Annotated in this window: 4 protein-coding genes; 2 read left to right on the top strand and 2 right to left on the bottom strand. The window is 62.2% G+C overall.

All coding sequences use genetic code 11. The annotated features are described in order from the left end of the window. Positions 1-1,270 (top strand): xylulokinase (gene xylB, locus L9Z73_RS28135; RefSeq protein ID WP_247408017.1); only part of this gene is annotated, 1,270 nt, incomplete at its 5' end. Between the two features lie 12 nt (positions 1,271-1,282). Beyond that, a complete protein-coding gene (locus tag L9Z73_RS28130; RefSeq protein ID WP_247408015.1) occupies positions 1,283-2,221 on the top strand; it encodes a carbohydrate kinase family protein in 939 nt (312 codons plus the stop codon). An 83-nt stretch (positions 2,222-2,304) separates the two neighbouring features. Here the strand turns inward: L9Z73_RS28130 and L9Z73_RS28125 are convergent, their stop codons facing one another. Further along, positions 2,305-2,574, bottom strand: coding sequence for a DUF1652 domain-containing protein (locus tag L9Z73_RS28125; RefSeq protein WP_247408013.1), 270 nt, complete (start codon positions 2,572-2,574; stop codon positions 2,305-2,307). 244 nt (positions 2,575-2,818) lie between these two features. Continuing rightward, positions 2,819-3,200, bottom strand: a 382-nt coding sequence (locus L9Z73_RS28120; RefSeq protein WP_247408012.1) for a pyridoxal-phosphate dependent enzyme, incomplete at its 5' end; no start/stop codon positions are given.

Here is a 3,200-nt window from a genome sequence, read left to right as displayed (position 1 = left end):
GGACGGCCAGGCCATCCTCGGCATCGGCGTGTCCGGCCAGCAACACGGCCTGGTGCTGCTCGATGACCACGGCCAGGTGCTGCGCCCGGCCAAACTGTGGTGCGACACCGAAACCGCAGCCGAAAACGACCGACTGTTGCAGTACCTGGGTGGCGAAAGCGCTTCGCTGGAGCGTCTCGGCGTGGCAATTGCGCCGGGCTACACCGTGTCCAAACTGCTGTGGACCCGCGAGCAGCACCCCGAGGTGTTCGCGCGCATCGCCCATATCCTGCTGCCCCATGACTACCTCAATTACTGGCTCACCGGCCGCGCCGTCGCGGAATACGGCGATGCCTCGGGCACCGGCTACTTCAACGTGCGCACCCGTGACTGGGACGTGGCGCTGCTCCAGCACATCGACCCCAGTGGCCGCCTGCAAGCCGCCTTGCCGACGCTGATCGAAGCCGACCAAGCCGTCGGCACGATCCTGCCGGCCATCGCCGAACGCCTGGGTATCAACCCCGACGCCATCGTGTCCAGCGGCGGCGGCGACAACATGATGGGCGCCATCGGCACCGGCAATATCGCCCCCGGCGTGATCACCATGAGCCTGGGTTCATCGGGCACCGTGTATGCCTTTTCCGACCAGCCCAACGTGAGCCCCGAGGCGTCGGTCGCGACTTTCTGTTCCTCCAGCGGCGGCTGGTTGCCGTTGATCTGCACGATGAACCTGACCAACGCCACCGGGGTGATTCGTGAGCTGTTCGACCTCGACCTCAACGCGTTCAACGCCCTGGTCGAGCAGGCGCCGATCGGTGCAGACGGCGTGAGCATGCTGCCGTTCCTCAATGGCGAACGCGTGCCCGCCCTGCCCCACGCCACCGGCAGCCTGCATGGCTTGACCATGACCAACCTGACCCGCGCCAACCTGTGCCGCGCCGTGGTCGAAGGCACCACCTTCGGCTTGCGCTACGGCCTCGACCTGTTGCGCCAGACCGGCCTGCACAGCCAGAGCATCCGCCTGATCGGCGGCGGTTCGAAAAGCCCGGTGTGGCGGCAGATGGTTGCCGATATCATGCACACCGAAGTGATCTGCACCGAACAAAGCGAAGCGGCGGCCCTGGGCGCGGCGATCCAGGCCGCGTGGAGCCAGTCCGGCGAATCCCTGGCCAGCCTGTGCGAGAAATGCGTGAGCGTCGACAAGGCCAGCCGTACCCTGCCGGTGGCCGACAATGTCAGCGCCTATCAACACGCCTACGAGCGCTATCAGCAGCACGTGGCAACCCTTTAAGAGCGAACGACTATGTATCTGGTGTGTGGTGAAGCGCTGTTTGATTTTTTCAGTGAGGAAGATCCCAGCGGGCAGGCGTCCAAGGTCAATTACAAGGCGATTGCCGGTGGCTCACCGTTCAACGTCGCCGTCGGTCTACGCCGGCTGGGCATCGAGGCCGCGCTGTTCGGCGGTGTGTCCACCGACTTCCTCGGGCGTCGCCTGTTGCAGGTGCTCAGGGACGAAGGCGTCAACGCGCAGTTCCTGGTGGAATTCGCCGCACCGACCACCCTGGCAATGGTCGCAGTGGGCGCCGATGGCTCGCCGCAATACAGCTTTCGCGGCGAAGGCTGTGCCGACCGCCAATTGACGCGCGCGCACCTGCCGACCCTGGGCGATGAGGTTCGTGGGCTGCATGTGGGTTCGTTTTCCCTGGTGGTGCAACCGATTGGCGACACCCTGCTGGCCCTGGTCCAGCGCGAAAGCGGCAAGCGTCTGATCAGCCTAGACCCCAACGTGCGGCTCAACCCGCAGCCGGATATCCAGCTGTGGCGCGACCGCGTGGCCGAACTGGTCAAGCATGCCGACCTGATCAAGGTCAGCGATGAAGACCTGCACCTGCTCTACCCCGACCAATCGCCGGAAAGCCTGCTTGAGGGCTGGTTGCAGCACCGCTGCCAGTTGGTATTCCTCACCCGTGGCGGCGATGGCGCCAGCGTATTCAGCCGCCAGCACGGCCACTGGTCGCAACCGGCGGTGAAGGTGGTGATGGCCGATACCGTGGGCGCCGGGGATACCTTCCAGGCCGCGCTGATTGCCTGGCTGACCGAGCAGCAGTTGGATTCGGTCGAGGGCCTGCAACACCTGACCCGCGAACAGATCGACGCGATGCTGGGCTTTGCAATTCGTGCGGCAGCGCTCACCTGCGGCAAGACGGGCCCGGACCTGCCGTATCGTCAACAACTGGAATGAACCCGCGATCACCGGCTGCAGCGGGCATAAACAAGATTGGGCCTGGTATTGACCAGGCCCACCCATCGACGATACCAACAGCCTTAATAGAGGGCGCGCCCTGCTGCTTTTTGCAGCGCGGGCCCATGCGATTGCTTGAGGTCCTCGCGCAACCCGGTGATCAGGTTGCAAATGGCTCGACTGCTGTCGAGTCTGTCAGCGTTGATACCTTTGACTTCCAGATGCACGCGGTCACGATCAAGGTCGTCATACACCTTGATCGTCAGCGAGGCATCTTCAGCTTTGGTGCATTCACACCGTTTAGGCAGGAAACTTCCTTCAATGATACTGCGAAGTTCTAATTCCGAAAGCATGGTCAACCTCTCCTTTCCAGACTGCCAATCGATTGTTATAAGTCTTGCAGGCGCTCGCCTGCCACGTCCTGCCAACCCTGGAAGACGCTTACAATCAATCAGCCTACTCGGCAAAATCCGTTCTTGTTGTAACTTTTCCTCATAAGCAATACACAATCTTGTATAAATTTGCCCCGCCTTAATTCACTCGACGCCCATCATCGGCGAACAACTCCGATTAAACGTTTAACCCTGGCCTTGGGAGTTAACCAGCACTGTGCGCCGCCGCTCTTTCAGCAACATGTCGCAAACTATCAAAGTTGATATTCGCCCCCGAGTTGATCGCCACCAGCGTCTGCCCGCGCACACGGTTTTGCGCGACATAGCTGCGAATGCCCGCCACGGCCAATGCGCCGGAAGGTTCGACGATGGAGCGCGTATCGTCGTAGATCAGCTTGATGGCACTGCACAGTTCATCGTTGCTGACGGTGATGACGTCATCCACCCAACCCCGGCAGATTTCAAAGCCATAGGCGCCGATCTGCGCCACCGCCGTGCCATCGGCAAACCCGTCCACACTGGGCAGCACCACGCGCTCGCCGGCACGCAACGCCGCTAACAGGCAACTGGAGCCCTCGGGTTCGACG

Origin of the sequence: Pseudomonas emilianonis, assembly GCF_023072625.1 — a bacterium.
GTDB lineage: Bacteria > Pseudomonadota > Gammaproteobacteria > Pseudomonadales > Pseudomonadaceae > Aquipseudomonas > Aquipseudomonas paraveronii.
This window is presented reverse-complemented; position numbering and strand designations above follow the sequence as displayed.